The organism is Nocardia veterana NBRC 100344, from assembly GCF_000308855.1.
GTDB classification, from domain to species: domain Bacteria; phylum Actinomycetota; class Actinomycetes; order Mycobacteriales; family Mycobacteriaceae; genus Nocardia; species Nocardia veterana.
The window spans coordinates 66,948-89,105 of the sequence record NZ_BAGM01000007.1 but is presented as its reverse complement, the minus strand read 5'-3'; the positions used below and the strand labels follow the sequence as shown (position 1 = coordinate 89,105).

At 67.9% G+C, this 22,158-nt stretch carries 22 protein-coding genes; 12 read left to right on the top strand and 10 right to left on the bottom strand.

The features are described from left to right. Nucleotides 1-83: 83 nt before the first annotated feature. The 5 genes from ON37_RS01535 to ON37_RS01515 all read right to left on the bottom strand — a co-directional run bounded on the left by ON37_RS01535 (nucleotide 84) and on the right by ON37_RS01515 (nucleotide 5,309). Nucleotides 84-851: an SDR family NAD(P)-dependent oxidoreductase gene (locus tag ON37_RS01535; RefSeq protein WP_040715602.1), complete on the bottom strand. Its 768-nt coding sequence runs from the start codon at nucleotides 849-851 to the stop codon at nucleotides 84-86. Between the two features lie 195 nt (nucleotides 852-1,046). Then, nucleotides 1,047-1,730, bottom strand: a complete 684-nt coding sequence (locus ON37_RS01530; protein WP_040715601.1) for an acetoacetate decarboxylase family protein — start codon at nucleotides 1,728-1,730, stop codon at nucleotides 1,047-1,049. 130 nt (nucleotides 1,731-1,860) lie between these two features. Beyond that, complete coding sequence (locus tag ON37_RS01525) at nucleotides 1,861-3,474, bottom strand: acyl-CoA synthetase (protein ID WP_040715599.1); 1,614 nt, start codon at nucleotides 3,472-3,474, stop codon at nucleotides 1,861-1,863. A 39-nt stretch (nucleotides 3,475-3,513) separates the two neighbouring features. Next, nucleotides 3,514-4,755: a hypothetical protein gene (locus tag ON37_RS01520; RefSeq protein WP_040715725.1), complete on the bottom strand. Its 1,242-nt coding sequence runs from the start codon at nucleotides 4,753-4,755 to the stop codon at nucleotides 3,514-3,516. Nucleotides 4,756-4,760: 5 nt separating this feature from the next. Beyond that, nucleotides 4,761-5,309 (bottom strand): nuclear transport factor 2-like protein, encoded by a 549-nt coding sequence (locus tag ON37_RS01515; protein WP_040715596.1) that lies wholly within the window; start codon nucleotides 5,307-5,309, stop codon nucleotides 4,761-4,763. A 391-nt stretch (nucleotides 5,310-5,700) separates the two neighbouring features. On the opposite strand from ON37_RS01515, the gene ON37_RS01510 reads away from it, so the two are divergent. From ON37_RS01510 to ON37_RS01480, 7 genes are all read left to right on the top strand, one after another. Then, nucleotides 5,701-6,624 (top strand): NAD(P)-dependent oxidoreductase, encoded by a 924-nt coding sequence (locus tag ON37_RS01510; RefSeq protein ID WP_040715593.1) that lies wholly within the window; start codon nucleotides 5,701-5,703, stop codon nucleotides 6,622-6,624. Next, complete coding sequence (locus ON37_RS01505; RefSeq protein WP_051031032.1) at nucleotides 6,621-7,073, top strand: carboxymuconolactone decarboxylase family protein; 453 nt, start codon at nucleotides 6,621-6,623, stop codon at nucleotides 7,071-7,073. The genes ON37_RS01510 and ON37_RS01505 overlap by 4 nt, the downstream gene beginning before the upstream one ends. A gap of 14 nt (nucleotides 7,074-7,087) precedes the next feature. Next, the gene (locus ON37_RS01500; RefSeq protein ID WP_040715589.1) at nucleotides 7,088-8,572 is read left to right on the top strand and encodes an FAD-dependent oxidoreductase; all 1,485 of its coding nucleotides are present in this window, start codon (nucleotides 7,088-7,090) and stop codon (nucleotides 8,570-8,572) included. Nucleotides 8,573-8,622: 50 nt separating this feature from the next. Next, nucleotides 8,623-9,483 (top strand): LLM class F420-dependent oxidoreductase, encoded by an 861-nt coding sequence (locus ON37_RS01495; protein WP_040715586.1) that lies wholly within the window; start codon nucleotides 8,623-8,625, stop codon nucleotides 9,481-9,483. Nucleotides 9,484-9,566: 83 nt separating this feature from the next. Continuing rightward, nucleotides 9,567-10,826, top strand: coding sequence for a glycosyltransferase family 4 protein (locus ON37_RS01490; RefSeq protein WP_040715585.1), 1,260 nt, complete (start codon nucleotides 9,567-9,569; stop codon nucleotides 10,824-10,826). After that, nucleotides 10,820-11,551, top strand: coding sequence for a class I SAM-dependent methyltransferase (locus ON37_RS01485; RefSeq protein WP_040715584.1), 732 nt, complete (start codon nucleotides 10,820-10,822; stop codon nucleotides 11,549-11,551). The genes ON37_RS01490 and ON37_RS01485 overlap by 7 nt, the downstream gene beginning before the upstream one ends. Further along, a complete protein-coding gene (locus ON37_RS01480) occupies nucleotides 11,538-12,611 on the top strand; it encodes a glucosidase family protein (RefSeq protein WP_040715582.1) in 1,074 nt (357 codons plus the stop codon). The genes ON37_RS01485 and ON37_RS01480 overlap by 14 nt, the downstream gene beginning before the upstream one ends. Nucleotides 12,612-12,638: 27 nt before the next feature. On the opposite strand, the gene ON37_RS01475 is transcribed toward ON37_RS01480, so the two are convergent. Then, a complete protein-coding gene (locus ON37_RS01475) occupies nucleotides 12,639-13,307 on the bottom strand; it encodes a class I SAM-dependent methyltransferase (protein WP_040715581.1) in 669 nt (222 codons plus the stop codon). Between the two features lie 171 nt (nucleotides 13,308-13,478). On the opposite strand from ON37_RS01475, the gene ON37_RS01470 reads away from it, so the two are divergent. After that, nucleotides 13,479-14,045, top strand: a complete 567-nt coding sequence (locus ON37_RS01470) for a TetR/AcrR family transcriptional regulator (RefSeq protein WP_174362054.1) — start codon at nucleotides 13,479-13,481, stop codon at nucleotides 14,043-14,045. A 10-nt stretch (nucleotides 14,046-14,055) separates the two neighbouring features. Here the strand turns inward: ON37_RS01470 and ON37_RS01465 are convergent, their stop codons facing one another. Continuing rightward, nucleotides 14,056-14,547, bottom strand: a complete 492-nt coding sequence (locus ON37_RS01465) for a glutathione peroxidase (RefSeq protein ID WP_083892634.1) — start codon at nucleotides 14,545-14,547, stop codon at nucleotides 14,056-14,058. Nucleotides 14,548-14,871: 324 nt separating this feature from the next. Between ON37_RS01465 and ON37_RS01460 the strand changes: the two genes are divergently transcribed. Next, the gene (locus ON37_RS01460; protein WP_040715577.1) at nucleotides 14,872-16,506 is read left to right on the top strand and encodes a GMC family oxidoreductase; all 1,635 of its coding nucleotides are present in this window, start codon (nucleotides 14,872-14,874) and stop codon (nucleotides 16,504-16,506) included. Between the two features lie 149 nt (nucleotides 16,507-16,655). Here the strand turns inward: ON37_RS01460 and ON37_RS01455 are convergent, their stop codons facing one another. Then, on the bottom strand, nucleotides 16,656-17,156 hold the full coding sequence (locus ON37_RS01455) for a DUF4240 domain-containing protein (protein ID WP_040715575.1): 501 nt from the start codon (nucleotides 17,154-17,156) through the stop codon (nucleotides 16,656-16,658). Nucleotides 17,157-17,417: 261 nt separating this feature from the next. On the opposite strand from ON37_RS01455, the gene ON37_RS01450 reads away from it, so the two are divergent. Further along, the gene (locus tag ON37_RS01450; protein WP_040715574.1) at nucleotides 17,418-18,083 is read left to right on the top strand and encodes a LutC/YkgG family protein; all 666 of its coding nucleotides are present in this window, start codon (nucleotides 17,418-17,420) and stop codon (nucleotides 18,081-18,083) included. A 712-nt stretch (nucleotides 18,084-18,795) separates the two neighbouring features. Here the strand turns inward: ON37_RS01450 and ON37_RS01445 are convergent. Next, nucleotides 18,796-19,530 carry an SDR family oxidoreductase gene (locus tag ON37_RS01445; protein WP_040715571.1) on the bottom strand — a complete coding sequence of 245 codons (735 nt, stop codon included), beginning with the start codon at nucleotides 19,528-19,530 and terminating at the stop codon, nucleotides 18,796-18,798. Nucleotides 19,531-19,629: 99 nt separating this feature from the next. Between ON37_RS01445 and ON37_RS01440 the strand changes: the two genes are divergently transcribed. Both ON37_RS01440 and ON37_RS01435 read left to right on the top strand, forming a co-directional pair. Beyond that, nucleotides 19,630-20,238 (top strand): TetR/AcrR family transcriptional regulator, encoded by a 609-nt coding sequence (locus ON37_RS01440; RefSeq protein WP_040715570.1) that lies wholly within the window; start codon nucleotides 19,630-19,632, stop codon nucleotides 20,236-20,238. Nucleotides 20,239-20,331: 93 nt separating this feature from the next. After that, nucleotides 20,332-20,550 (top strand): hypothetical protein, encoded by a 219-nt coding sequence (locus tag ON37_RS01435; protein ID WP_040715569.1) that lies wholly within the window; start codon nucleotides 20,332-20,334, stop codon nucleotides 20,548-20,550. A 90-nt stretch (nucleotides 20,551-20,640) separates the two neighbouring features. Here the strand turns inward: ON37_RS01435 and ON37_RS01430 are convergent, their stop codons facing one another. Beyond that, nucleotides 20,641-22,107, bottom strand: coding sequence for a catalase (locus tag ON37_RS01430; protein WP_040715719.1), 1,467 nt, complete (start codon nucleotides 22,105-22,107; stop codon nucleotides 20,641-20,643). Nucleotides 22,108-22,158 lie beyond the last annotated feature (51 nt).

Genomic DNA, 22,158 nt, shown 5'->3' with positions numbered 1-22,158 from the left:
GCCGAACGGATCGTGCACACCTCGGCCCGATGGTGGGAAAATCCGCTTTCGGGCCGCGGTTCGCACGAAGAGTGTCGGCACCGTCACAGCTCCGGCTGCACCATGCGGGTGACCTGCTTGCGCAGGAAATTCGGCGCGAAGCGACGGGCCAGCCACAGCGGTTTGGCCGGGCCGGGGAAGACGAACAGGGGCGCCTTCGGATCGGCTACCGCCCGCTCGGCCGCGTCCAGCACCCGATCCGGCGAGATCCCCTTCTGCCCCGCCACCACCGCCTCGTTCGCGGCCCGAATGCCGTCCAGCAGCGGAGTTTCCACGATCGGCGGGCAGATCGAGATGACCCGCACCCCGGTCCCGTTCAACTCCTGCGCCAGCGCTTCGTGGTAGCAGACGACCGCGAACTTGGAAGCCGAGTAGGCGGCCAGGCCCGGCGAGGGCAGCCAGCCCGCCACCGAGGCGAACAGCACCAGGGTCCCGCGCCCGGCCTTCTTCATCTCCGGCACGATGGCCTGACAGATGTTGACCGTGCCGCCGTAGTTGATGTCCATCACCCGGCGCATCTCCGAAATATCATGCGTCAGCGCCGATCCCACCCGGCACAGCGCCGCCGCGTGCACCACGTGCTCGATCGGCCCGAGATCGGAGCGGACCTTGTCGATTACCGCGCGGACCGCCTGGTCGTCGGCGACATCGCAGAGGTAGGTGCTCATATTCGGCGAGCGCCGCGCCGTCTCCGCCAGACCGTTCTCGTTGATGTCGAGTGCGGCCACGCGATAACCCGCGGCCGCCAGCCGCTGGGCCGCCATCCGCCCCATTCCGCTGGCCGCGCCCGTCACCACTGCTGTCTTGCTCATTGAACCTCCTGAAATCCGTACCGAGCCGATGAGCCGGCTGCGCCGGACGGGTCGTCGACCCTGCCGAAGAATCCGTCGAGCCCGCTCGGTGAATGTGCCGAGCCCGCTCGGGAAATCTGTCGAGCCCCGCTCGGTGAATCTGTCGTGCCCCGCTCGGTCGGGCCGGATCCGCGCAGCGCTTCGAGCGATCGGCCGTCACACGACGGACGCGTCCTCGAATGTCATCCGCAGCAACCCGATTCGGCTGCTGAACAGCGCGCGCTTGGGCAACCCGAGCGCCCGCATCTGCCGCGCCACGGGATGATCGCCCAGCTCGATCCTGGTGCCGCCCAACCCCATTCGCACCTGGGCCGGATTCATCACCCACGGGGTGCGGCGCAGGACGCCGTCCATCAGGGTGTAGGCGGCGATCGACGCGCCGCCCATTCCACCCGGTGACGGCACGCCGCCGCCGACCTCCATCGCCACCACCAGGCGGTCGTCGATGCGTACCTCGCACCGCTTCCCGCGGCGCACCGGCGTGATCCGAATATCGGCGATCTCCTTGGGGAAACCCCAGATCTCCCGACCGGCGGCGCAGGTGAAGGTCTGATTCACCGGTAGCCACGGAATGTAGACGCCGGGCTCGCGGTCTCGTCCGCGCACCATCAGGGTGAGCCCGAATTCGTGGTAGGGACCGAGGTCGCCGTCGACATAGCGCACGAACACCAGCGAGCACACCCCGCGGCCGGCGACCGTGAGCGGTTCGAGCCCGGTCGGCGCCACGATCTCGCGCGCCGCCGCCGCATCGACGAGAAAGGTGGCCGCGCACGCGTCGGCATCGCGGATCTCGACCGGCATCCTGACTTTTTCACCGAGTACCGAATGCACCGCTGTCATCCTCCAAGTAGAACACGTTCCAATTTGATTGCACAGGCCCGATCGAGCCCGAAATCTCACTCAGCGGGATCCCCCGGACACGCCAGAGCCGAACGCCGCGGATGCGACGTCCGGCGAGCAGACGGCGGGTTCAGGAGCCGACCGTGTAGGCGGGCGGATGTGATTGCGCATGGGACTTGGCCCAGCGGTAGTCGGGTTTCCCGCTGGGGGTACGGCCGACCGCCTCGACCACCCAGATTCTGCGCGGCAGTTTGTATCCGGCGAGATGTTTGCGCACATGGGATTCGAGGTCGGCGAAATCGAGCGGACCGTCCCCGGCCACCGACAGCACCGCCGCGACCTGATGCCCCCAGCGCTCGTGCGGCACACCGATCACGACCACGTCGTACACGTCGTCATGGGCCTTGACCACGGCCTCGACCTCTTCGACGAACACCTTCTCGCCGCCGGTGTTGATCACCATATTGCCGCGGCCGAGCAGGGTGATCGTGCCGTCGGCCTCCACCCGGGCCCGGTCGTCGGTGATGACCATCCGCACGCCGTCGACGGTGCGAAACAGCTTGTCCGACTTGGCCTGATCCTTGTAGTAGCCCAGCGGGACCGACCCGGTCTTGGCCAGCCAACCCTCTTCACCCGGCGGCACTTCCCGGCCGTCCTCGCCCACCACCACGGCCCCGCGGCCGGTCTGCACCCGGGGGCCGCGACCGGGATCGTCGTCCTTCTGCGCGACGCCGATACCGCCGAAGCCGGTTTCGGAGGAGCCGATCGAATCGGTGATCACCGCGTGCGGGAACAACTCCAGCATCTCGTTCTTCACCGGCTGCGACAGCAGTGCCGCTCCGGAGGCCAGCGCGACCATCGACGAGGTGTCGACCGGCGAGCGCCGGTAGGAGTTCAACAGCGGCCGGGCCATCGCATCGCCGGTGATCACCACGATATTCGCGCGCCGCGCGGCCACCACCTGCCACACCCGGTCGGCGTCGAATCGCGGCTCGTAAATGACGGTGTTACCCGACCACAGCGCGGTGAAGGTGGGCATCAACGCCGCGGCGTGGATCAGCGGCGGCAGGATCAGCCAGCGCAGCGGGTCGTTCTGCGCCCCGACCCGGGACTGTTCGAATTCGTCGGCGACGGGCACGTTGGTGTAGAAGTCGATGCCGCCGCCCAGCACCCGCCACATGTCCTCCTGGCGCCACATCACGCCCTTGGGCATGCCGGTGGTGCCGCCGGTGTACATCATGAACAGATCGTCGGCGCTGCGCTCACCGAAATCCCGTGCGGCGGAGGTGTTCTCGAAGGCTTCCGCATACGGGGCCGACTCGCTGGGCAGGCCGGCGCCACCCTGGTCGTCGTCGACGACGAAGGCGTGCCGCAGCGTGGTGACCTGGGGTCGCACCTGGTCGACGACCTGCGCGTAGCACCGGTGGTGCACGACCGCCTCGAGATCGGCGTTGTCGTAGACGTAGCGCAGTTCCTCGGCGCCGTAGCGGTAGTTGATATTGATCGGCACCGCCCGCAGCTTGAACGCCGCGATCAGCGTTTCCATCGTCTCGATGCTGTTGTGCATCTGGAAGCCGATGTGGCTGCCCTCCCCCAGCCCCACGGCGGCGAAGTGGTGGGCGAGCTGGTTGGCGCGGTTCTCCAACTCCCGATAGCTCACCTGCCGCTCACCCTGGATCAACGCCACCCGATCCGGCATGGCATCCACGGCGTGCTCGAACAGGTCGGCGAAATTGTTCGGCATATCTGAGATCTCTCGTCGATTGCGGATTCGTGCCGGTCGTCAGACGACGGTCAGCGGCAGCGACTGGCGGGGCGAGAAACGGAAGTCCGCCCCGGTGCTGAACCGGGTGATCGCCACCTCCGGCGATTCCGGGAATGCGGTTGCGGCCGCGGTGATCTCGACGACCAGTTCGTCGTCGCCGCCCGCGCGAGCGTGGACGTCGAATCTCGGATTCACCCCGCGCACCATGGCGGCCAGCGGCTCCAGATGATCGGCGTCGATCGCGGCCGGCCAGCCGCCGTCGCGCACGCCGGGGCTGTCCCGGGCGATGCGCAGCACCGCGGAATCGTGATAGGCGTCGACCCGCATGTCCACATACGGCAGCGGGTTCCAGGCCGGGTGCACTCGCAGAACGCGGGCCAGATCCTCGAAGCCGGTGCCGAGCCCGAGGACCGCACGCAGGCGTTCGGAGGTGAGCCCGGCGATACCGGTGAACTGTTTGCGCGCGATCGCGGCGGCGGTCTGCGCGTCCGCACGATCGCCCACCGCGATCAGGAAGCCGAGGTTCAGCAGATGGTGCTGCAGACATACCTCGTCGGCGATCCGCACCAGTGCCGAATGGGAGAACTCGGCGAAGTCGATATCGCTCAGCAGCGGACCGGCGTAGTCGGACCGGCCCGGCCCGCCCGGCTCGATCGGCGCCAGTTCGAGGTGCGCCGCCGCGAAGCGCGACATCCGCTCGGCGTTGGCCGGCACGGCCGGCGGTTCGTTACCGGGATCGATCCGAACCATCCACGCGCACACCGGCACCCGATCGGCGGGGTGTCGCGGCGGCCGGTGGATCGGCCGCACCTGGGCGTGCGGATTGGTGGCCAGGGCCGTCGCGTCGAAGGTGGGGTCCTCGATGGTGTGGCACATGGCCACCACGTAGTCCTCACCCATCGGCTCGACATCGGCGAGCGCACCGCAGTGGTCCAGCCAGAACTCGCCGTTGCGGTCGTCGTCGACCCGGAATCGGAAGTCCATGAACTGCGGTGGGGCGCCGATATCCAGTTGCAGCCCTTTGAATATCGTGACCACCCCGTCGCCCGGAATCGCGAGCGCCGCCCGCATCCGGCGGGTGTAGATCGGGCTGGCGAGCTGCCACTCCTCGATGGCCACCGCCGCCATGCCGTCGCGGCCGAACGCGCCGATCGAATGCGCCATACCCGAGCGGTCGATGAGATGTCCGCACAACAGCAGTTCCGGGACCAGCAGCGCCAGTTGGTCCCGGCTCAGGTCGGCGAAACGACTCGCGTTCATCGAGCTCACCACAGCGGGACCGGCGACTCGCCGATCTTGTACCACCCCGGTAGTGGTCCGGCTGCCGACCGCTCGATCCGCTTGCGCATCCCCTCCGACAGCGCATTCGCGGTGATCATCTCCACGAACAGCGCGGAGACGTTGCCGAAGTCGAAAAAGTCACGCTGCCAGGACCATTGGAAGTTTCCGCCGTAGCGGAACCAACTGCCGCCGATACCCTCCGGACTGTAGTGCCGCCCGTCCGGGCGGGTGTTCTCGTTGACCTGCTTCCACAGGCCGATGACGGTGCCGCTGCGATCGTCGACGACGAATTCCTGATACGGATAGGTCCAGCCCTCGAGCCCGTCCATCTCCTGCCCGAGCGCCAGCTCGCGGATCTCGTCGCGCCCGACGGCCATGAACTCCTGGGTCGGGCCGTAGTTCCAACCGTAGGTGGCGTCCTCGGTGTACATGTCGGCCAGCGGCCGCCAATCGCCGGCCTGCTCGCAGCGCTCGTTCTCCACCACCCACCGGCGGACCATCTCGTCGAGTTCGTCGCGGGGAAATCCGGACATCGCAGCATCCTTCACATTCGGTGTCACCGGCCGTCACCGGCGGCCTGAGTCGGGCAACCGCCGCATCCGGGCGATCGCGGGAGTCGGTGGTCCGTCAGCCCGTTTTCGAGAACGAGTTCAGGCCGGAATATCCCTCGCGGACAGCCGCGGAAGACACATTGCTGGACATGTGTCTGGACCGTACCACCGCAAGCCGGACGCGACAACGGATCGACGATTTTTGCCACCGGAAGACCGGCCCCACCCACGCCGTCCCGCACCGTCGATGCCATGGTGGGCAGCGGTGGAGCGAACCCACCGCGAGCGACAGAATTGAAACAAGTTCTTGCGCCGGGATCCGGGGCGAACCTATAGTTCCGTACACGTGTCCAGACAGCTCCGAAAGGCGCCCATGAGCGGGTCCACGAACGACAGCACCGAGGCTGCGGGCTTCATCGGCCTGGGCAATATGGGTGCGCCGATGGCCGAGCGGCTGCTGAGCCGCCCCGGTGGCCTGATCGTCTGCGACACCCGAACCGAGGCGATGCAGCCGTTCGTCGACGGCGGCGCCCACCCGGCGAAATCCGCGGCCGAGGTCGCCGAGCGGGCCGGCGTGATCTCGGTGGTCGTACTCGACGACGCGCAGGTGCGAGCGGTCGTCACCGGCACCGACGGACTGCTCACCACCGCACGGCCGGGCACGGTGATCGCCGTGCATTCGACCATCAGCGATCGGACCGCGGTCGAACTCGCGACCGTCTGCGCCGATCGCGGCGTCGATTTCGTCGATGCCCCGGTCAGCGGGGGTGGCGCGGGCGCGAAGAAGGGTGCGCTCGCGGTGATGGTCGGTGGCAGCGCCGCCGCCTTCGAGAAGGTGCGCGAACCGTTCGGGTACTGGGCCGAACTGGTCGTCCACGCCGGGGAGGTCGGGGCCGGTACCCGCATGAAACTTGCCCGCAACCTGCTGCACTTCGTCTCGTTCACCGCCACCGCCGAGGCGCAGCGGCTGGCCGAGGCGGCCGGGCTGAACATCGCCGACCTCGGCAAGGTGGTGCGGCACTCCGATGCGATCACCGGTGGCGCGGGCGCGATCATGTTGCGCGACACCACCGCCCCGGTCGCGGCCGAGGATTTCTGGCATCCGATCTTCACCCACACCCGCGACCTCGGCGAGAAGGATCTGTCCCTGGCACTGGCCCTCGGCGAGCGGCTCGGCGTCGAACTACCGTTCGCGCGGATGGCGTTGGCGGGTCTCGGCGACGGGCTCGGCGTCGGGCCCGGCGACATCTCCCGCGCCGCACAGACCGCCACCGACACTCGGCAAGGAGAGCAATGAGCGCTGAAACCGACTGCCTGTCGCCAGAGCAGCGACGCGCCCGCGGCCTGGCAAAGATGAGCGAGGTCTACGGCTGGGAGGTCGCCGACGGGCCCGGCGCCCATTTCGCGGTCACCGTCGACCACCTGTTCGCCGATATCTGGAGCCGCCCGGAATTGTCCGTGCGGGATCGCCGCCTGCTGCTGCTCGGTGCGCTCACCGCGCAGGGGCTGCACGACGTGAGCGAGATCCAGGTGAGCGCGGCCCTGCGCAACGGGGAACTGACCGAGGAACAGCTGCGCGAGATCGCGATCTTCCTGTGCCACTACACGGGCTGGGCGGCCGGGACGAAATTCGACAGCGTCGTCGGCAAGGTCGTCGCCGCCGAGAAGAAGGCGGCCGCCGCGGCGAGGACCGACAGCGGCACGCCGAAGACCGACAGCGCCGCGCCGAAGACCGCCGAGAAGTGAGGAACGAACAAACCATGTCCGACACCCTGGGTGTGCGACCACAACGCGCCGCCGACATCACCGAGTGGGACTACGAAGCCGACGTGGTGATCGCCGGCTACGGCATCGCCGGTGTCGCGGCCGCGATCGAGGCCGCGCAGGCCGGCGCCGATGTGCTGGTCCTCGAGCGCACCGGCGGCTGGGGTGGCGCCGCCTCGCTGTCGGGTGGATTCATCTATCTCGGTGGCGGCACCCCGCTGCAGAAGGCCCTCGGTTTCGAGGACACCCCGGAGAACATGGAGAAGTTCATGCTGGCCGCGCTCGGGCCCGGGGTGGACGAGGCCAAGATCCACGACTACTGCCAGGGCAGTGTCGAACACTTCAACTGGCTTGTGGCCCAGGGCGTTCCGTTCAAGGAGGAGTTCTGGGGGGAACCGGGCTGGGAGCCGCCGCACGACGAGGGCCTGATGTACTCCGGTGGCGAGAACGCCGCGCCCTTCAACGCGATCGCCACGCCGGCGCCGCGCGGACACCTGCCACAGATGCAGAACAAGCGCACCGGCGAACAGGGCGGCGGCTACATGCTGATGAAGCCGCTCACCGATACGGCCGAAAAGCTCGGTGTCCGTGCGGAATACGATATCCGCATCCAGCGCCTGATCATCGACGACGACAACCGCGTGGTGGGCGTGGTCGCCAAGCGTTACGGCACCCTGCTCAACGTCCGGGCCCGGCGCGGCGTGGTGCTGGCCACCGGCAGTTTCGCCTACGAGAAGCGGATGATCGAGGGGTACGCCCCGCGCCTGATCGGCCGCCCGGCCGCCGCGATCGAGGAGCACGACGGTATCGGTATCCGGGTGGCGCAGGCCCTCGGCGCCGAGCTGGCCCATATGGATGCCACCGAGGTCGCCTTCTTCGGCGACCCGCAGACCATGGTGCGCGGGATTCTGGTCAACGGCCGGGGGCAACGCTATATCGCAGAGGACACCTATCCCGGCCGCATCGGCCAGGCCACCCTGATCCAGCAGGACAATCAGGCCTATCTGATCATCGACGAAGAGGCGCTGGAAGAGGCGCTGAAGACCGAGACCAGCTCCCCGTACTTCCGCCAGCCACCGACCTGGGCCGCCGAAACGGTCGAGGAGCTGGAAGAGGAGATGGGTCTGCCCGCCGGGGCCCTGCAGGCCACGATCGAGGTCTACAACCGGCACGCCGCGGCCGGGGTCGATCCGCTGCTGGGCAAGAAGCCGGAGTGGGTCAAACCGATCGGCACGCCGCTGGCCGGTTTCGACATGCGGGGGTTCACCGCCGGATTCACCCTCGGCGGCCTGCGCACCGATCTCGATTCGCGGGTGCTGCATGTGAGCGGCGATCCCATTCCCGGCCTGTACGCGGCCGGGCGCTGCACCTCCGGCGTGTGCGCGGGGGGTTACGCCAGCGGCACCTCGCTCGGCGACGGCAGCTTCTACGGTCGCCGCGCGGGGCGCGCCGCGGCCAACGACGGTCCGGCATCGAGCTGATCTCGGTGCGACCGGGTGCGGGTGTCCCGCACGACTTCGAAAGGAACCCCATGCGTTTCGGCATCGTCCTGTTCACCAGCGACCGCGGCATCCGGCCCGCGGTCGCGGCCGCGGCCGCCGAGGAGCGCGGCTTCGAGTCGTTCTTCGTGCCCGAGCACACCCACATTCCGGTCAAACGCGAGGCGGCCCATCCGCTGACCGGCGACGAGAGCCTGCCCGACGATCGGTACATGCGCACCCTCGACCCGTGGGTCGCACTCGCCACCGCGGCCGCCGTCACCCAGCGCATCGAATTGTCGACGGCGGTGGCCCTTCCCACCGAACACGACCCGATCACGCTGGCGAAGACCATCGCCACCCTGGACCACCTGTCCGGCGGCCGGGTCAGCCTGGGCGCCGGCTTCGGCTGGAATACCGACGAACTCGCCGACCACGGGGTTCCGGGTAACAAGCGCCGCACGGTACTGCGCGAATACCTGGAGGCCATGCGGGCGCTGTGGACCGAGGAGGAGGCCGCCTACGACGGCGAGTTCGTCCGATTCGGCCCCAGCTGGGCATGGCCGAAACCGGTGCAGGCGAAGATTCCGGTGCTGATCGGCACCGCGGGCACCGAGCAGGGATTCCGCTGGATCGCGCGGTCGGCCGACGGCTGGATCACCACCCCCTACGAGACCCACACCCTGCTGGAACGGCTGCGGCTGCTGACCAAGGTGTGGCAGGAGGCCGGACGCGCGGACACTCCGCGCGTGGTCGCCCTCGACGGCAAGCCCGACACGCAGCGGCTCGCCGAATGGCGCGACGCCGGTGTGACCGACGTACTGTACGGACTGCCGGACAAGTCCGAAGCCGAAGTGCTGGCCTATCTGGACCGCCTGGCGGGCAAGCTGGCGCCGCTGCGGGAAAGCGCTTGACGATCGGTGCGCAAGCGCTCGAGCATCAGCGCGCACGCGCCCGAACGTCCGACGGGCGCCTGAACAGGAAGTGAGCCGAAGACGTGCGTATTGCCCTGCTGTCCTACCGCAGCAAGACCCACTGTGGCGGGCAGGGGGTGTATGTCCGGAAACTGAGTCACGGCCTGGCCGAACTCGGCCATGAGGTCGAGGTGTTCTCCGGCCAGCCGTATCCCGAACTGCTCGATCCCCGGGTGCGGCTGACCGAGGTGCCGAGCCTGGATCTGTATCGCGATTCCGACCCCTTCCGCACCCCCCGGCCGAGCGAGATTCGCGATCGCATCGATCTGCTCGAACTGGGCACCATGTGGACCGCCGGCTTCCCGGAGCCGCGGACGTTCAGCCTGCGGGCCGCCCGGTTGCTGCGCTCGCGGACGGCGGATTTCGACGTGGTGCACGACAATCAGTGCCTCGGTTCCGGGCTGCTCGACATCGCGCGGCGGTTGCCGCTGGTGGCCACCATCCATCACCCGATCACCCGCGATCGCGCCGTCGATCTCGCCGCGGCGCCCTGGCGGCGCAAGGCGTTCGTGCACCGCTGGTACGGCTTCCTGGGGATGCAGCAGCGGGTGGCGCGGCTGATTCCGGACCTGATCACGGTCTCGTCCACCTCGGCCACCGATATCGCCGACGATTTCGGCGTGGACGCCGCCCAGCTGCGGGTGGTCCCGCTGGGCGTCGACACCGATCTGTTCCGCCCGCGCGAACGCCGGGTGCCCGGCCGGATCGTGGCGGTGGCCAGTGCCGACAAACCGCTCAAGGGGATTTCGCATCTGTTGCAGGCATTGGCCCGGTTGCGGCTCACGCACGAGGTCGAACTGCAACTGGTGGCCAGGCTCGAACCCAACGGCCCGACCGAGAAGCTGATCGCGGAACTGGGTATCTCCGATATCGTCACCGTCTCCAGCGGACTGTCCGACGAGGCGCTGGCCGAATTGCTCGCCTCGGCGCGGATATCGTGCATTCCCTCGATGTACGAAGGCTTTTCGCTGCCCGCCGTCGAGGCGCTGGCCAGCGGTACGGCGTTGGTCGCCAGCCGGGCCGGCGCCCTGCCCGAGGTGGCCGGTGACTGTGCCGAACTGGTCGAGCCCGGCAATGTCGACGAATTGACCGCCGTCCTCGGCCGCCTGCTCGACTCACCCCGTCGCATCGACGAACTGGGCGCGGCCGGGCGGCACCGGGCGCTCACCGTCTTCAGCTGGGAAGCCGTTGCCGCCCAGACGGTTTCGGTCTACGAACGCGCGATCGCCCGTCGTCAGGGCGCCGACCTCACCCCGGAAACACAGGAGGCGAACGTATGCTGACCGTCGATTTCGACCGATTGGGAATCGGGCCGGGCGCGCGGGTGATCGATGTGGGGTGCGGCCAGGGCCGGCATTCGTTCGAGGCCTACCGGCGCGGTGCCGATATCGTCGCCTTCGATCAGAACGCCGACGACCTCGCCGACGTGAAGATCATGTTCGGCGCCCTGGTCGAGGCCGGTGAGGCGCCGGAGTACGCGCGGGCCGAGACGGTGCAGGGCGACGCCCTGGCCATGCCGTTCGAGGACGGTGAGTTCGACGTGGTCATCGCCTCGGAAATCCTCGAGCACATCCCGGCCGACGAGGGCGCCATCGCCGAATTGGTGCGCATTCTCAAACCCGGTGGGGCCCTGGCGGTCACGGTGCCGCGGTGGCTGCCCGAGCGGATCTGCTGGCTGCTCTCCGACGAGTACCACGCCAACGAGGGCGGCCACGTGCGCATCTACAAGGCCGACGAGTTGCGGGCCAAGATCACCGCGCGGGGTATGCGATTCATCCACAGCGAACACGCGCACGCGCTGCACGCACCGTACTGGTGGCTGAAGTGTCTGATCGGCGTCGAGAAGCCGGATGCTGCGCCGGTGCGCCTGTACCACCGAATGCTGGTGTGGGACATGATGAAACGGCCCTGGCTGACCCGCGCGGCCGAATCGGCGTTGGACCCGGTGATCGGCAAGAGCGTCGCCCTGTACTTCACCAAGCCGGCGGTCTCCGGTGCGCGCCGCTGAGCTGCCCTCGGTTCCCGGTGTACTGACCGCCCGGCAATGCCTGGCCACCGCGGAATCCATTGCCGGACAACAGCACAGCGACGGCGCCATCCCGTGGTTCCAGGGCGGGCACACCGATCCGTGGGACCATGTCGAATCGGCCATGGCGTTGACCGTGGCCGGGCTGCGCGACGCCGCCCGCGCCGCCTACTACTGGTCGGCCGACACCCAGCGGGCGGACGGGTCCTGGCCCGCCCAGTTCCGCGGCGACGTGGTGGAGAACGCCGACGCCGACACCAACTTCTGCGCCTATATCGCCACCGGTGTCTGGCATTACTACCGCTGCACGGGCGATCGCGCCTTCGTCGATTCGCTGTGGCCGACGGTCCGCGCCGCGATCGACTACGTGATCTCGCTGCAGCAGGGGCGAAACGGCGAAATCTACTGGCTCAACACCGAACACGGCGCCCTGCCGGAGGCGTTGCTGACCGGCTGCTCGAGCATGTTCCACAGCATCGGCTGCGCCCTGGCACTGGCCGAACTGCTCGGCATCGCCCAGCCGGAGTGGGAGGTGGCGGCGTTGCGACTCGGTCATGCCCTGCGCCACCATCCGGAAGCCTTCGCCGAGAAGGACCGATATTCGATGGACTGGTACTACCCCGTACTGGGCGGGGCCCTGCGCGGGTCGGCGGGGCAGGCCCGGATCGCCTCGCGCTGGGGCGATTTCGTCGTCGGCGAGATCGGGATCCGCTGTGTCGCGGACCGACCCTGGGTGACCGGCGCCGAAACCTGTGAACTCGCCCTGGCCCTGGACACCCTCGGCGACACCGACCGCGCGGCGCGCCTGCTGGGGAGCATGCAGCATCTGCGGGAAGAGGACGGGTCCTATTGGACCGGGCTGGTTTTCGCGGACGGTAAGCGCTGGCCGGAGGAACGCACCACCTGGACCGGGGCGGCGATGATATTGGCCGCGGATGCGCTGACCAGGGTCACCCCGGGCAGCGGCATCTTCCGCGACCCGCTCCCCGGGGCTGATATCACGACCGACTTCAGCTGCGATTGCGTGCGCTCCCGCAGCTGAACCCGGATCGAAGCGATCGGCCGACGATCAGCCCTTGCCGCCGCACCCGGCGTGCCGTTCCAGCAGACGCAGCGAACCGACCCCTGCCACTTCCCGGAAGTTGCCGCTGTCCAACGCTTTTCGATAGATGTGGTACGGCGCCTGACCGCCGTCGCGGGGATCCGGGAACACATCGTGGATGGCCAGTACGCCACCGGCGGCCACCCAGTGCGCCCAGCCGTCGTAGTCGCGCTGCGCCGCGGCCTCGGTATGACCGCCGTCGATGAACAGCAGCCGGATCGGACTGCGCCAGTGCCGGGCCACCGTGGCGGACGGACCCACCACGCCGATCACGGTATCGGTCAATTCGGCCCGCACCATGGTCCGCCGGAATTGTGTGACGGTATCGAAGCGCCCGGTTTCCGGATCGACCAGCGACGTATCGTGATATTCCCAGCCGGGCTGATGCTCCTCGGATCCGTGGTGATGGTCGATCGTATAAACCGTGGCACCCGTTTCCCGCGCGGCCGCGCCGAGATAAATCGCCGATTTACCACAGTAGGTTCCGATTTCCACGATAATTCCGTCACCGGCATATCGGCGCGCCGCCTCGTACAGTGCTCGACCCTCGTCGACCGGCATGAATCCGGTTGCCTGCTCGGCCAGTTCGAACAATCGCTCGGTCGCCGCGGAAATTACGGAATCGGCACGAGTCATCAGCAGAACACCTTTCCGAACCCATCTCTTCACATATCTGCGAGCGGGGTACAAATTATTTGCAATTCGCGACCGTATCCACTCGTGGAGGCGTAAGCGAGTTGCTAACGAAGCTGCACCATAGTAGCATCCGGACACGTGTCCGATCCCATTTCCACCGAGCCTACTCCGGTGAATATGGAGGCTACTCGCCGCCGCCTCACCGAGAAGCAGGCCGATACCGTCGACCGGCTGACCAGGGCCGCGCTGGAAGTGCTGTCGCGGGAAGGTTTCGCCGGTCTCACCGTGCGCATGGTGGCCGCGGCCGCCGGAGTGGGTACGGCCACCGCCTACACCTATTTCTCCTCCAAGGAACACCTGGTCGCCGAGGTCTTCTGGCGGCGGCTCGCGGCCGACGCGCCGCCGGCGCCCGACGCCGATTCCGACCGGACCACCCGGGTGGTCGCGGTGCTGCGCCAGATCGCCATGCTCGTCGCCGACGAACCGGCACTCGCCGGCGCGGTCACGAGCGCGCTACTGGGCACCGATCCCGACGTCGCCCACCTGCGCACCCGGATCGGAGCCGAGATCCGGCGGCGCCTGCTGGACGCGCTCGGCCCGGACGCCGATCCCGATGTGCTGGAAACCCTGGAATTGCTGTACGCGGGCGCCCTCGTACGCGCCGGCGTGGGTTACGCCTCGTACGCAGAAATCGCCGATCGGCTGGAGAAATCCGCACGGCAGGTGTTGCGCGACTGATTCCGCCGCGTTACGGCAGCACCGCTTCGATGGCGGCGATCACGCTCGGATCCTGCGGTTCGGTGCGCGGCCGGAAGCGACCGACGACCTTACCGTCGCGATCGACGAGGAACTTCTCGAAATTCCATTGAATATCGCCGGCATCGCCTTCGGCATCGGCGGTCTGCACCAGTTCGCGATACAGCGGATGCCGGTCGGGGCCGTTCACATCGGTCTTCGCCAGCAGCGGAAAATCCACGCCGTAGGTGGTGGAGCAGAACTGCTGAATCTCCTCGGCAGTGCCGGGTTCCTGACCCATGAACTGATTGCAGGGCACCCCGATCACGCTGAAGCCGCGCGATCCGTACGCCTGCTGCAACGCCACCAGGCCGGTGTACTGCGGCGTCAGGCCGCATTTCGAGGCCACGTTGACCACGAGCAGCGCCTTGTCGCCCGCGAGTTCACCCAGCGTCGCCGGCTCACCGGCGAGGGTCTGTACGGGAATGTCACGAATATCGGTCACGGGCAAATGATAGGCCGGTGCGCGGTGCTCGCGAGTCGCCCTGCTGGCCTGCGGACCCGCCCCAGGACCGGCGGGAGACGACCCCCACACCCGCCCGTCGACGCGCCGCAGCGGCGGTCCAACTGCAACCTGTTCTAGGATGTGACGCAGCCGACGACGCTGGTCGGGAGGCGGAAATCAGCGCCGGACCGGCCCATGGAGATCATTTTCCGGCACGCGCGTCTTCACCAATATTAGAACTTGTTCTACAGTGATCCAAGGCACGCTCCCGCGCCGAGCGCCGCCGCGACATGCGCTAGCACTTCGAGGATGAGGTAACCGAACATGACCGACTCTCCGCGGACCGCGGACACCAGCGAAGCTGATTACATCGTCATCGGCGCGGGCAGCTCCGGTGCCACCGTCGCGAGCCGGCTCGCCGAACAGGGTGCGAGCGTCATCCTGCTGGAGGCCGGCCGCAAGGACAACACCAAGCTGGTGAGCGTCCCCGGCATGATCACGACGGTCCACACCGTTCCCCAGCTCAAGCACCGGGTGACCTGGTCGCAGTACTCCGTGCCGCAGAAGCACGCCGCCGAACGCCGGGTGCCGATGACCCGGGGCAAGGTGCTGGGCGGATCGAGCTCGGTCAACGGCATGCTCTTCGTCCGCGGCAACAAGGCCAACTTCGACTCCTGGGCGGCCGAGGGCTGCGAAGGCTGGAGCTACGAGGATGTCCTGCCGGCCTACAAGCGGCTGGAGAACTGGGAGGGCGGCGCCAGCGAACTGCGCGGCGCCGGTGGCCCGATCGAGGTGACCCGGCAGAAGGAACTGACCCCGATCGCGCAGGAATGGATGGAGGCCGCGGCCGACACCTTCGGCGTCCCCGTCATCGAGGACTACAACGGGGAGTCCCAAGAGGGCATCAGCATCTTCCAGCAGAGCGTGAAGGACGGGCTGCGCTACAGCTCGTCGCGCGGCTTCATCACCAACCGGCCGAATCCGAATCTGAAGGTCGTGACCGGAGCCCATGTCGCGCGGGTGGTGATCGACAAGGGCCGGGCGACCGGCGTCGAGGTCATCGAGAAGAAGGGCCGCCGCGTCATCCGGGCCGCCAAGGAGGTCGTGGTCTCCGGCGGTGTGATGGGTTCGGCGCACATCCTGCTGCTGTCCGGTATCGGCCCGGCCGGGCACCTGCGCGATCTCGGCATCGACGTGCACGCCGATCTGCCGGTCGGCCAGAACCTGCACGATCACCTGTTCGTGCCGATGACCTTCATTTCGAAAAAGGCGCTGCACCGCGGCATTCCGTCGCATTTCGCCGCCGGCTTCCTCAAGGAGCTGCGCCGCCCGGGCAGTTCGTGGTTCGGGCGCACGGTATTCGAGTCGGTGGGCTTCGTGCGGACCTCGTTCGCCAAGGACATCCCGGACATGCAGATCCACACCCTGCCGTGGAGCTACCCGACGCCCAACCAGGACGAGGACAAGCTGCACATGGTCGACCGACGGGAGGCGCTGACCGTCTTCCCGACGCTGATCTACCCCAAGAGCCGCGGCGAGCTGCGGCTGGCCTCGACCGACCCGCTCGACTCGCCGCTGATCGACCCGGGCTATCTGTCGGATCCGGCCGATGTGGATTTCCTGGTGGAGGCGATCGGCATGATCCGGGAGGCCGCCGCCAACAAGGCCATCGCCGGCGATATCACCGAGGAGTTCTCCCCCGGCCCCGCGTTCAAGGACGAGACCGCGCTGCGGCGCGAACTGCCCATGCGGATCCACTCGGTCTACCACCCGGTCGGCACCTGCCGGATGGGCGTGGACGAGCGGGCGGTCGTCGACCCGCAGCTGCGGGTGCGCGGCATCGAGGGCCTGCGGGTGGCGGATGCCTCGATCATGCCGAGCATCACCGGCGGTAACACCAACGCGCCGTGCTACATGATCGGCGAGAAGGCGGCGGAGCTCATCACCGCCTCGGCGTAACTGCTTTCGGCCGGTCCCCTGTGGTGCCACTGACCACCACAGGGGACCGGCCGTTTTCACGAGGCGCCCTGGGACGGTGAACACGGACCGGGTGCCGAACGGCCACGAGGTCACCGCCGCCTGAAGAAAAGTCGCCGCTGGCGCCCGGGTCAGTTCACGAACTGCCGGCCGACCTCGTTCTGCAGGTTGTTCACCAAAGCCTCGAATTCCGCATCGAGGTTCCCGCGCCGGTCATCGTCCGCCTCGTGGTCCACCCCGTGCCTGCGCAGAAATGCGTAGCTTGCCACGTAACCCAGTTCTTCCCAGGACGGATCCGGATCGTCCTGCGCCTCGACGCCCGGAAGCGTCGTCACCTGGGCAGGATCGCCGAGTACTCGAGCGAAGGTATCCCGTCCCGATCCGATGATCCACAGCTTGAAATCGTTGAAGAGATCGTCACCGACCACACCACGGTAGATCTGCTGGGCAACTTCGACGAGCTCGGCACTGTCCAACGCGGCGCAGGCAGCCGACAACAGGATGTCGAAGTGGGCGATCTCTTCCACCGATAAGGTCGCAAGCTGATCACGCAGGTACGAAGTCCGTTCGTCGCAATCGGCCGAATGCTCCAGACTCGTTTCGATCAAACCCCAGAACTCGTCGTTGTCCATGCCTTCACATCCTGCCCAAGCCCGCCCACGAATCACCACACTGCCTTCCCATGGGCGGAGCCCCGACTCGACAGATCGCGTGCGGCGGTGCCGCTGCGCCGATCGGTCGACGCGGTGCTCTACGCGTCCCGGCCACGACGCCGGGCATCGGAGCAGCCGCAAATCCGTAGGCTGAGCTCGCGATCTACTACCGCACGGTAGCCTGGTTCGCGAAGCACGATCCGGCGGGAGGAGCCGGAGCAATGGAACGGGAGATTCACGGTGACCTCGCGGGAGGAATTCCTGCGCCGAGTGCGCGATGCCCTCGAGGCGTTACCCGATGACGAACGGATGGTCCCGGTACCGCGCAACTATCAGCGCAATGCGCCGGTGACCTCGGCCGAGGACCAGGCCGAGATCGTCGAGCTGTTCATCGATCGCCTCAAATTCCATGGCGCGCAAGTACATCGGGTGCCGGTCGAGGAGATCCCGGCGACGATCGAACTCGCCCTGCGCGCGCACGGCGCCCGCTCGGCGCTGGCGCCCGACGGCCTGCCCGCCGAATGGCTGTCCAGCTGGGCCCTGTCGGATGGGCACCGCGTCCTCGACGACCAGCCGCAGCTGTCGATTCTGGACCGCGAACGCACCGACGCCGTCGTCACCGGCTGCGCGGGCGCGGTGGCCGATGCCGGAACGCTGATTCTCGACGGTGGTGCGGGGCAGTGCCGCCGCGATGCCGCCGTCCTCGCCGATTGCCACATCTGCGTGGTTCGCGTCGAGCAGATCGATTACTCGCTGCCCCAGGTCCTCGACAAATTGGATCCGCGCCGCCCGATCACCTGGTTCGGCGGCCCCACCGCGATGCCCGACCCGGACGCCGATACCGGTCGCGTCGGGGGTGCCATCGAGGAGACCGAACGGCGACTCGTCGTCGTCATCGTCGACTGAGCCCCGGCGGCTCCAGCGCCGATGGGTTCGGCCGACAGGCGCTGCACCACCACATCATCCGGCTCCACTTTCATCCACCTGCGACTTTCATCCACAAGCGCGCGTTAAGGGTGCGGCAAGGGCCGCCCGGCATTGTCGTTGTCGACACCGGGAGGTGCTCCTGCCGCGAGAGGGGGCGGCAGGATCACCGACCGGCGGCAACCGAGTCGATCCGCTCGGTCTGTCGACGAGGGGTGACAGACCGGGCGGAACGACGCGGACGCCGATCTCGAGTAATGATGGAGTCATGGAAACTGCGGTCGTCTTCGTATTGGCTTGCCTGGTCTACTGGTGGGGCCTGCTCTGACCCCACCGCGGCCCGTCGGCTCGCCGCGAACTTTCGCCCGTCGAGACGAGATCCGTCGCGACCGGTCAGCGCGTGCCGACCAGCTCGTCCGGCGAACCCGCTTCCTCCTGCACCACACCATCTTTCACATTTCGCATCCGTAGTACCGCGACGGCCATCGCCGGGCCGGCTTCGAGCAGGGTCCTGGCCGGTGCTGGCCGCTGGCTCGATCATCGCGGCCTTCCAGCCGAATTGCCGAGCACGATTTCGACGACGACCTCGGCCTGATCCCGGACGAGCGTGCCCGTGCGGCGGCGCAGGTCCTGAACCCGCCCCGCCGCCCGGGCAGCCGCCGCGCCGGGCGGCCCAACGAGGACCGCGCGCGGATCACCGGCCGGTGGGCAGGTTCGCGCCGCCGGTGACGTCGAGCACCACTCCGCTGATGAAGCCGTTGGTGGCCAGCAGGTGAACGGCGTCGGCCAATTCCTTCGGATCCCCCACGCGCCCCACCGGTGTGGTCGCGGCGAGGCCGTCGAACAGCTCGCGCCGCCGCTCCTCGGGCACCCGCTGCCACCACTCGGTGTCGATCACACCGGGCGCCACCGCGTTGACTCGCAGCGGGGCCAATTCGACGGCCAACGGCGGAACCATCGCGTTCAGCGCCCCGTTGATCGCGGCCAAGCCGACCGTGCCGGGGAACGCGGCATGCGCCGACGCCGCGGTGATGAGGGTGATCGATCCGTTCGGAACCAGCTGCGGCAGGGCCGCTTTCACGATTCGCACCTGCGGCCAGAACTTCCCGTCGAACCCCTCGGCGAGGTGGTCGAGGTCGAGTTCGGCGAACGGACCACTGCCCGCCGAACCGCTGACCGCGACGACGAGGTGGTCGATGGGGCCGGACTGCGCGAAGAAGGCCGCGATCTGCTCGCTATCGGTCGCGTCCATCCGGTAGCCACTGGTCTTACCACCCAACCGGGCCACCGCCGCATCGAGTCTTTCCTGGCTGCGCCCGGTGACGACGACCTCGGCGCCCTCCCGCGCGAACCGCGCGGCGGTGGCCTCGCCGATACCGGAACTGCCGCCCATCACGACGACGCGCGGGGTGCTGGTGGAAGCGCTCATTACTGTTCCTGTCCTGTACAGTTTGTCGAGACTGACAGTCTCGACAACGAGCGTAGCCGGTGCGGTATTCCGCATCCCGCCACCGCTGGGAGGTACGCCATGGGATCGTCACCCTCGCAACCGGATTCGCCGTCCGGCAGACGCCCCCACACCGGCCGCCGCCGCAACGAGGCCACCCGCCGTGCGATTCTCGCGGCCGCCCTCGCACAGCTCGCCGCCGCCGAGGGACGGACGATCACGGTGGATTCGATCGCCTCCGCGGCGGGCGTCGGCAAGCAGACCATCTACCGATGGTGGCCGTCGAAGGGCGCGGTCCTGCTGGAGGCGCTGCTCGACCGGGCGCGTGCGGACGTGCCGATACCGGATACCGGATCGGTGCACACGGATTTCCTGGCCGTCGTCGAGTCGACCTTTTCCGGCGCCCAGCAGGAACCGACCGCTGCCGCGCTGCGGGCACTGGTCCGGGAGGCGGCGCGCGACCCGCATCTGGCCGAACTGCTGGGCGCCTTCACCGCCGGTCGCCGCGCGGCCGTGCGCGAGATCCTCGACCGTGGTACCGCTCGCGGCCAACTACCCGCCGACACCGATCCGGAACTGCTGGTGGACCTGCTCTACGGACTGTTCTGGTATCGCTTCCTGCTCGGCCATGCACCCCTGGACCGCACCACCGCCGCCGACCTCGTCCGCACCCTGCTCCCACCGCCGTGAAACGGCGACGGTTAACACCGCACGGGCAGCCGCCGATGGTTGAGCGGATCCGTTCTCACGGACCGAAACCCTTTGACGGAAGGCATATCTCAAATGACTCGAGTTTCGCGGTTCACCGTCGGCGCGCTGGTGTGCGGCGCGACGCTGCTCCCGCTCGCTCCGGCGCAGGCGCAGGCCCCGCTGCCGACCGGCACGCAACGGTCCGTGGCCCAGATGGATGTCGACGGCGGCACCGGTTCGTCGACTCAGTCGATCATGTGCACCATCGTTCGCCTGATGCTGATGAACCAGGGGCCCGCCTGGTGCCAGTGAGCCCGGGCACGGCGGCCCATTGACCGCAGAAGCGGTCGACGAATCGCGGGCCCGCACCGAATCCGGTGCGGGCCCGCGGTTTCCGTGCGCTCAGCCGTTGCCGTTCAGGCCGGCACGCACACCTTCCTCGATCCGCTTGCCGATCTCCGGATCGATGTTCTTCCAGTACTCGAATACCCGGCTCAGCACCGGTTCGCGCACCCCGCCGAGCACATGCCCGACGACGTTGTCGACCAACCGCGCCCGCTGTTCGTCGTTGTAGACCTCACGTACCAGCGTGCCCGGCTGTGCCCAATCGCTGTCCTCGGCGTGCGTGACGTAGCCGGCCCGGATCTGTTCGGGCTCGAAACCCCAGGCCGCCTCGGCCGGCGCGAGGGCCGGATCGGCGTGCGGTCCACCGAACGAGTTCGGCGCGTACACCGGCACATCGGGCTCGTTGAAGTCGTAACGCATGGCGCCCTCCTTGGAATAGGAGTTCACCTCGGCCGCCCGCGGCCGGTTCGGCGGCAACTGGTGGTAGTTGGTGCCGATGCGGTAGCGGTGCGCATCGGCGTAGGCGAAGACCCGACCGAGCAACATCTTGTCCGGCGAGTAGCCGATACCCGGCACGATCGCCGACGGCTCGAACGCCGCCTGCTCGATCTCGACGAAGTAGTTGCGCGGGTTGCGGTTCAACGTCCACGTGCCGACCTCGATCAGCGGGTAGTCCTTGTGCGACCACACCTTGGTCAGGTCGAACGGGTTGAACCGGTAGTTCGCGGCCTCACCGACCGGCATCACCTGCACATACAGCGTCCAGCTCGGGAAGTCCCCACGTTCGATGGCCTCCCAGAGATCCTGGCGGTGATAGTCGGGGTCGGTGCCGGCCAGCCGGTCGGCCTCGGCCTGGGTCAGATACTCGATACGCTGATCGGTCTTGAAGTGGTACTTCACCCAGAACCGCTCGCCCTCGGCGTTGATCCACTGGTAGGTGTGCGATCCGTAGCCGTTCATATGGCGATAGGTCTTCGGGATACCGCGGTCGCCCATCAGCCAGGCCACCTGATGCGCCGATTCCGGCCGGAGTGTCCAGAAGTCCCACTGCATGTTGTGATCGCGCAGCCCGTTGCCCGGCAGGCGCTTCTGCGAGCGGATGAAATCGGGGAACTTGATCGGGTCCTTGATGAAGAAGACCGGCGTGTTGTTACCGACCAGATCGTAGTTGCCGTCGGTGGTGTAGAACTTCACCGCGAATCCGCGCGGATCGCGCCAGGTGTCCGGGCTGCCCTGCTCGCCGGCGACCGTCGAGAACCTGGCCAGCGATTCGGTGCGAGCACCGGGCTGGAACAGTTTGGCCGAGGTGTAGCGGCTGACATCGCCGGTGACGACGAGCTCACCGTAGGCTCCGGCCCCCTTGGCGTGCACGATCCGTTCCGGCACCCGTTCGCGATTGAACTGGGCCAGCTTCTCGATCAGATAGTGGTCGTGCAGGACGATGGGCCCCTCGGTGCCGGCGGTCAGCGATTCGTTGTCGCTGGGGACCGGGGTACCGGTGTTGGTGGTGGTCGGCCCGGTAATCGCCTCTGTCATCGAAGCCTCCTGTCGTGGGCTGTCATCCGGGAAGGTCCC

Coding starts and splice junctions, on each gene's coding strand:
- ON37_RS01520 (WP_040715725.1), bottom strand. CDS start 4,755: ATGAACGCGAGTCGTTTCGCCGACCTGAGCCGGGACCAACTGGCGCTG.
- ON37_RS01535 (WP_040715602.1), bottom strand. CDS start 851: ATGAGCAAGACAGCAGTGGTGACGGGCGCGGCCAGCGGAATGGGGCGG.
- ON37_RS01500 (WP_040715589.1), top strand. CDS start 7,088: ATGTCCGACACCCTGGGTGTGCGACCACAACGCGCCGCCGACATCACC.
- ON37_RS01475 (WP_040715581.1), bottom strand. CDS start 13,307: ATGACTCGTGCCGATTCCGTAATTTCCGCGGCGACCGAGCGATTGTTC.
- ON37_RS01530 (WP_040715601.1), bottom strand. CDS start 1,730: ATGACAGCGGTGCATTCGGTACTCGGTGAAAAAGTCAGGATGCCGGTC.
- ON37_RS01460 (WP_040715577.1), top strand. CDS start 14,872: ATGACCGACTCTCCGCGGACCGCGGACACCAGCGAAGCTGATTACATC.
- ON37_RS01440 (WP_040715570.1), top strand. CDS start 19,630: ATGGGATCGTCACCCTCGCAACCGGATTCGCCGTCCGGCAGACGCCCC.
- ON37_RS01525 (WP_040715599.1), bottom strand. CDS start 3,474: ATGCCGAACAATTTCGCCGACCTGTTCGAGCACGCCGTGGATGCCATG.
- ON37_RS01485 (WP_040715584.1), top strand. CDS start 10,820: ATGCTGACCGTCGATTTCGACCGATTGGGAATCGGGCCGGGCGCGCGG.
- ON37_RS01495 (WP_040715586.1), top strand. CDS start 8,623: ATGCGTTTCGGCATCGTCCTGTTCACCAGCGACCGCGGCATCCGGCCC.
- ON37_RS01445 (WP_040715571.1), bottom strand. CDS start 19,530: ATGAGCGCTTCCACCAGCACCCCGCGCGTCGTCGTGATGGGCGGCAGT.
- ON37_RS01505 (WP_051031032.1), top strand. CDS start 6,621: ATGAGCGCTGAAACCGACTGCCTGTCGCCAGAGCAGCGACGCGCCCGC.
- ON37_RS01515 (WP_040715596.1), bottom strand. CDS start 5,309: ATGTCCGGATTTCCCCGCGACGAACTCGACGAGATGGTCCGCCGGTGG.
- ON37_RS01435 (WP_040715569.1), top strand. CDS start 20,332: ATGACTCGAGTTTCGCGGTTCACCGTCGGCGCGCTGGTGTGCGGCGCG.
- ON37_RS01455 (WP_040715575.1), bottom strand. CDS start 17,156: ATGGACAACGACGAGTTCTGGGGTTTGATCGAAACGAGTCTGGAGCAT.
- ON37_RS01510 (WP_040715593.1), top strand. CDS start 5,701: ATGAGCGGGTCCACGAACGACAGCACCGAGGCTGCGGGCTTCATCGGC.